Source organism: Desulfofundulus thermosubterraneus DSM 16057 (assembly GCF_900142025.1).
GTDB classification, from domain to species: Bacteria; Bacillota; Desulfotomaculia; order Desulfotomaculales; family Desulfovirgulaceae; genus Desulfofundulus; species Desulfofundulus thermosubterraneus.
In genome coordinates this window covers 91,107-97,876 of sequence record NZ_FQZM01000008.1, presented here as the reverse complement: position 1 = coordinate 97,876, position 6,770 = coordinate 91,107, and the positions used below count along the sequence as shown (strand labels likewise).

Sequence of the window (6,770 nt, the reverse complement as noted above, 5' to 3'; positions counted from 1 at the left end):
GGCCGGGCTTCCCTGGCCCCCGTGGCCAAAACCACCGCCCCGTGGCTTATTTCCAGTTCCTTTTCCGGCGTTTTGATGCGGCTGTGGTAGTTGCCCGGGTAACCCCCGGCTTCCACCACCTGGCTCCCGGTAAACACCTGGATCAACGGGTGGTTGAGCACTTTATCAATGAGTTCGTTCAAGTACTGCCGGGGATCCGAACCCTGCAGGGTGTAGTAGAGGTGCCTGGTGTTCCCGCCCAGCTCGCGTTCCTTTTCCACCAGGCTTACTTGAAAGCCCTGTTCTGCCAGGGAGAGGGCTGCCGTCATGCCCGCCACTCCCCCGCCCACCACCAGGGCACCCTTGTTGATCTCGGTGTAAGTCTGGGTGATGGGGGTGAGCAGGCGCACCTTTGCTACGGCCATGCGCACCAGGTCCTTGGCCTTTTCCGTGGCCTCCTGCGGCCGGTCCCGGTGCACCCAGGAGGAGTGCTCCCGGATGTTCACGTGCTCATACAGGTAGGGGTTCAGCCCCGCTTCCCTCAAAACGTTCTGGAACAGCGGCGCGTGGGTCCGCGGCGTGCACGACGCCACCACCACCCGGTTCAAACGGTGCTCATGAATGCACTTTTTAATTTCCTCTACGCTATCCTGGGAGCAGGTGAAGAGGAATTCCCTCGCGTAGACTACACCGGGCAGGCGTTTGGCGTACTCCACCACCTCGGGCACCCGTACCACGCTGCCGATGTTGATGCCGCAGTGGCAGACAAACACTCCCACCCGGGGCGGCTGTTTATGCACCGGCCTTTCCGGGGGGTACTCCTTGACCCGGGTCTCACTGCCCCGGGCGGCGCTCAACAACCGGGAAACGTAGCCCGCCGCGGCACTGGCCTCGGTCACCGTCTCCGGAATGTCCTTGGGGCCGGCAAAGACGCCGCCGGCAAAGATCCCCGGCACCGATGTTACCCCCGGGCTGAATTCATTAAAGCGGCAGAATCCCGCTGGATCAGTTTCTACTCCCAGCCGGGAGGCCAGCTCCCTGGCCTTTTCCCCAGCCGTAAAGCCCACGGAAAGGACCACCAGGTCGAATTCTTCCTCCTGCACCTGGCCGCCGGGCAAAACGTAGCGGATGCGCAGATTTCCATTGTCCGCCTCTTCCACGTTATAGATGCGGCTGCGCACAAAACGCACGCCGTGTTCTTCTTCCGCCCGGCGGTAGTAGCGTTCAAAGTCCTTGCCGTAGGTACGCATATCCATGAAGAAGATGGTGGTCTCCAGGGGCCCGTGGCTGTGCTCCTTGGCAATTACCGCCTCCTTGATGGCGTACATGCAGCAGACCGAGGAACAGTAGTCGTGCCCCAGGCGCAGGTTCCGGGACCCCACGCACTGGATCCAGGCAATACGCCGGGGCTCTTTTCCGTCGGAGGGGCGCACTAGATGGCCCTGGTAGGGTCCGGAAGCGCTTAAAATACGCTCGAACTGGATGCTGGTGACCACGTTGGGGTAGCGTCCATAGCCGTAGTAGGCCAGCCCTGCGGGGTCAAAAACCTCCCCGCCGGGGCTCAAGATCACCGCCCCTACATTTACTTCCAGCTCCCCATCCTGCATTTCGTGATCGATGGCTTTGGCCAGGCAAACCCGCACACACTCCTGGCACTCGGAACAGACGGCGCAGTTCAGGCAGCGCTCTGCCTCTTTTTTCGCTTCTTCGGCGGTATAGGTCTTTGCTTCCTCCACAAATCCCTTAACTCGCTCCCGCGGGTCCAGGTGTATCACGGGGCGGGGCTCACAGCGGGGTATTTCATGGGGTGCCTGGCGCAAAGGGGCAATTTTTTCTTCCGGCACCCGGAACTGGCGCCCCTCTTTCAAATCCTGCCCGGAAAGATAGCGGTGGATGGATTCGGCGGCTACCTTGCCGGCGGCAATGGCATCGATCACCGTTTTCGGCCCGGTGACACAGTCTCCCCCGGCAAACACTCCGGGGATACCGGTGGCCAGGGTATCGGGATCGGCAGGAATGGTGTTGCCTGCCGGGATGCTGCCATTTAAGCAGGAGAGATCCGGCTGTTGCCCTGTGGCCAGGATGACCATATCCACGTCCAGGGTAAACTCGCTGCCCTCCACGGGCACCGGGCGGGGACGACCGCCGTCCCGGGCATATTCCAGCCGGTTTTTCACGCATTCTATCTTGACCAACCTGCCCTCTTTGCCGATGAAACGCACGGGGCTGGTCAACATGATAAACTGGATGCCTTCTTCCTTAGCCGCGGCTATTTCCTCGGGGAGGGCGGTAATTTCCGCCTCGGAACGGCGGTAAACTATATAGACCTCCCCCGCACCAAGCCGCACGGCTGTACGGGCACAGTCCATGGCCGTGTTGCCCCCGCCGATTACGGCCACCCGCCGCCCGACGGTCACCGGCTCGCCCAGGGCCACCCGGCGCAGGAAAGATATCCCCTGCTCCACCCCCGGCAGGTCCTCCCCGGGCACCCCTGGTGTACTGCTCCTGTGGGCTCCCACGGCGAGAAAAACGGCTTCGTAATCCTGCCGCAGGCTTTCCAGGGTGATGTCCCTCCCCAACCGGGTATTGAATTTAAATTCCACCCCCAGCCGGGAAAGCAGATCCACCTCCAGGTCGACCCACTTCTTCGGCAGGCGGTACTCGGGAATACCCACCCGCATCATACCCCCGGCCACGGGCAGCGCCTCAAAAACAGTTACCCCGTAACCTTTCTTGACCAGTTGATAGGCGGCCGAAAGACCGGCCGGACCGGCGCCCACCACGGCCACCCTCTGATCGCGGGGCTTTTCAACCTCGGGCAGGGGGAGGGAATTGAGGTCCTGATAGGCCCGGTCGGCAGCAAAGCGCTTCAAGGCCCTGATATTTACCGCCCCGTCCACGCCTGCCCGGTGGCAGGCGGACTGGCAGGGATGGGTGCAAACCCGACCGCAAATGGCCGGGAAGGGATTGTCGCGGTAAATGGTCTGCCACGCCTCGGTATACTTCCCGGCTTTAATCAACTGCACGTACCCCTGCACGTTAACCCCAGCGGGGCAGGCCGCGCGGCAGGGAGAAATACCCCGTTTGTCAATGGCGTAGGCGCTGGGCGTAGCCTGGGGAAAAAGTTTATAAATGGCCTTGCGGCTGCCCAGGCCGGCGTCAAATTCATTGTCCACCTCCACCGGGCACACCCGGGCACATTCACCGCAGCCGGTGCATTTCGTAAGGTCCACGTAGCGGGCCTTTTGTTTTAATGTGGCACGAAAATTGCCTGCCTCTCCGTGAAGGGCCGTCAAGCTGGTATTGGTAAGGATTTCAATGTTCAGGTGCCTTCCCGTATCCACCAGCTTGGGGGAAACAATGCACATGGCGCAATCGTTGGTGGGAAAGGTTTTATCCAGCCTGACCATGGTACCGCCGATGGCCGACTTTTCATCCACCAGATAAACCTTAAAGCCGCTTTCGGCCAGATCCAGGGCCGACTGCATGCCGCTGATCCCGGCACCAACCACCAGTACTGAACCGGAAACTCCGTTATTTTGCTTCACCGGACTACACCCGCCTTGACCTGGATTAGCTCTCTTAAGCAGAAGCGAAATATTAACGATAAGATTTACTTATGCCTTCAAGAATTATTAGTGATGTTTTCGCCAGCACTAATTTGCAATCTCATTATAACAGAGGGGGGAGAGGTTTTCAACTATATTCCGCTAAATTTTCGCTGATATTAATTATCATATGTACATTTTAGAAACTGGAAGCCTCCAGGGTCAGGCGGCACGTCCCGGAATTCCCTTCTCATCACGGCGCTCAAATATCACCAAAAAGTAAACATTCAGTGAACCCGGTTGGGTGCGGCCCAGCACTCACCCAAATATGAGTCTACTCCCGGTGTTTCAGGTTTAATTGACACATCAGGTTTTGGGAAGAGCTAGTATCCCGGTGAGTGCTGGGTCCCCGCTCACTCCAGTGCTCCGCGCCGACAGCACCACGGTTCGCTTCGGGCCGGCTCTGGCTCTCTGCGGATTACCATCGAAACTATTACCTCCCGACCATATTAAACTGCCCGATGTGTCACCAGCAGGTGTTCTTCCATTTGCTTTCGTTTGGCGTCCTCGAGAGCCGAGCCGCCCAGCACTCACTGAAAATGCTATACTGGAAAGATTACAACTTACTATCTTGTCACAGCAGGCTTGGAAAGAGCTTCATTGCCAGTGAGTGCTGGGTTCACCGGGTGCTGTTACCGGCGCTTCGCAAGTCGTTCGCTCCGGACAGCGCCGCACCCCCCTAGCGGCTTTACTGAATACTTACACCAAAAAAAACCGGCGTGCTGCAACCGCACACCGGTTCATAATTAGCAAAGGCCGGCGCACCAGCCGGCCTTAATCTGTCTATTGCCTGCCGTTTGCCCGCGCTCGCTCCGTTCGCCTCCGTGCAAAACGGCAGTGACACTGAAAGCGTCATAGATATCTACTTTACCGCTCCTGCCTTTAGCGCACCAGGGCGTTGGCCAGCAGCTCGCTGACGCCGGCATAACGCATGGGCAGCTTGTGGTAATTGATAATCTCCCGGAACTGCGCCTTGCAGTTGGAACAGGCGCAGGCAACGACTTTGGCCCCCGTGGCCTTAAGCTGCCCGGCTTTGAGCCTGCCGTAGGTTTCCATGCGGAACTTCAGAAAACCTCCCTTTTCCATGATGGCAAAGCCGCTGCCGCCGCCGCAGCACAGGCTCATTTCCCGGTTGGGCGTCATCTCGCGGAAATCGGGGCAGCAGGCCTTCAAGATCCGGCGGGGCTCTTCAAACATGCCGCCCAGGCGGCCCAGCTTGCAGGAATCATGGAAGGTAACCGGCTCCGGGTTTTTCTGCGGGTCAACTTTAATGCGCCCTTCCCGGATCCACCGATCCTCCAGCTCCAGGATGCTTATTACTTCAAAGGGCCTCTCCTCGGGCGGGATCAGCCTCAGGATTAGGTACTTCAGCGCCTCGAAGGCATGCCCGCACTCCCCGACAACCAGCTTTTTAATCCCCAATTTCCGGGCAGTTTCCACATGGGCCTTGATAACGGCCGAAAATTCCACGTCGCTGTAAAACACGCCGTAGTTGACGGCGTCGTTAATCCCCGTATTCGGCGAGTTCAGGGTCCAGTCGACACCGGCTGCATGCATGACTTCAGCGGCGCCCATTACCGTCTCGGCAAAGGCCAGGTAATCACCGGCATTGTGCATGAGCAGGAATTCGGCGCCCTCTTTATCCACCGGTATTTTAATTCGATACCCTCTGGTCTCTTCGATTTCATCCTCGAGGAACTCCACCATGTCCAGGAAGGCTACCGCAGGCATTCCGGTGGCGTTGCCGGCCTGCAACTGCAGCCGGGTTCCCTTTTTCTTGAGCTCGTCCGGGGCAATGCCGATGGCGTCAAAGATCTTCCTTGCCTCCCGCACAATCACCCCGTTGTCAATAGCCACCGGGCAGACGTAAGAGCAGCGGCGGCAGATGGTGCACCGGTAAACGTTTTCCGCCAGGGCGTTGAGTTTTTCCTCCGTAAGGTCTTCCGCCCCTACCAGCCAGGGAAAGAGTTTCCCCGGCAGGGTAAAGTACCGTTTATAGATCTTCCGCAGCATATCGGTGCGGTAAACAGGGTGGTAGATCTCCTTGCGCCCTGTGGCCTGGTAAACCGGACAGACCTCGGCACAGGTGCCGCATTTCATGCAGGTATCGAGGGAAAGGGTATAAGGCAACCAGAAGGTCCAGTTTTCCTTTTGCTGGAGCGACTTCCGCATGGCCCGCAGGAATTTTTCCACCCGGGGTTCACCCGGCTTTAACACTTCATCGGAAAGGACACGGTATTCGTCAAATACTTTTTGCACTGCCACGGCAGACATCAGTGAAGCTCACCCCATTTAATCTTGTGGTAGGTAAAGAACTTGGCCGCAAAGTGGGCCATGCGCGTAAAAGGAATATAGATCAGGAACAACTCAAACAACAATAACGGTATCAGGTAATCAGCTGCAATGGATGCATCAGGTTTAAAGGTAAGCAAACTAAGGAAATAACTCCTCACTAACTGGATATCTCCTAAAAAGCCGCTGAACAGGCCACTAGAGGCCAGGGTGAAGACAAAAATCAGGTTGATATATTCAACCGGGGCTGATATTTTGCGCACTTCGGCGTCCAAAAGCCTCAGTAAAAACAGCGAGAAGGAGCCGGCAAGAACCAAAACACCTCCTGTTGTACCCACGTAAGCGGCAAACGAAAAGCCCAAAAGCAAAACAACCAGCCAACCAACGAGCAAATAAAAGCCCCAGTGCATCATCAGGGAAGGCAGCCAGTGTTTGCGATTGAAACGATACAGGCTGTGCAGGGTTAAAACTTCGGTAATCATTTCCTTAAGCTGCTCCAACATGGTATGGGGGTAAGGAAACAATTCCCAGTGCAGGTGCATTGGGGCTTTTGACCAGTAGACGATCCTATACCCTAAACCAAAAACAAAGAAAGCAACAGCGACATAGGGCATAACCCCGGCAATTAAATAATGCCCGAAATCCATAATTACCCTCCTTGGCTACGAAAATGGGATAAGCACAGGTAGTCTTTTTTAGTACCGCCTTTAGACCGAAAATTCTACACCTGAGCCTGCAAGCCACCTGCCTTTTGACCAATTTCTTATGTTAAACACAAGAAAATTGTATCTATAATATTTTTTAATCACTTCAAAAATTATTTTACATATTTTCGCTGTAACTTACAAAGCAATGCCATTATAGCAAAGGAAAGGATGGTTTGCAACACTT

At 56.5% G+C, this 6,770-nt stretch carries 3 protein-coding genes; all 3 read right to left on the bottom strand.

The window, feature by feature from the left end; genetic code table 11:
• The coding region (locus BUA65_RS03900; RefSeq protein WP_072867459.1) for an NAD(P)-binding protein at positions 1-3,527 on the bottom strand (3,527 nt) is incomplete at its 3' end.
• Between the two features lie 942 nt (positions 3,528-4,469).
• Entirely contained in the window at positions 4,470-5,861 is a 1,392-nt protein-coding gene (locus tag BUA65_RS03895; protein WP_072867458.1) for a (Fe-S)-binding protein, read from the bottom strand.
• Positions 5,861-6,526 (bottom strand): respiratory nitrate reductase subunit gamma, encoded by a 666-nt coding sequence (locus BUA65_RS03890; RefSeq protein WP_072867457.1) that lies wholly within the window; start codon positions 6,524-6,526, stop codon positions 5,861-5,863. The genes BUA65_RS03895 and BUA65_RS03890 overlap by 1 nt, the downstream gene beginning before the upstream one ends.
• Between the last annotated feature and the right edge of the window lie 244 nt (positions 6,527-6,770).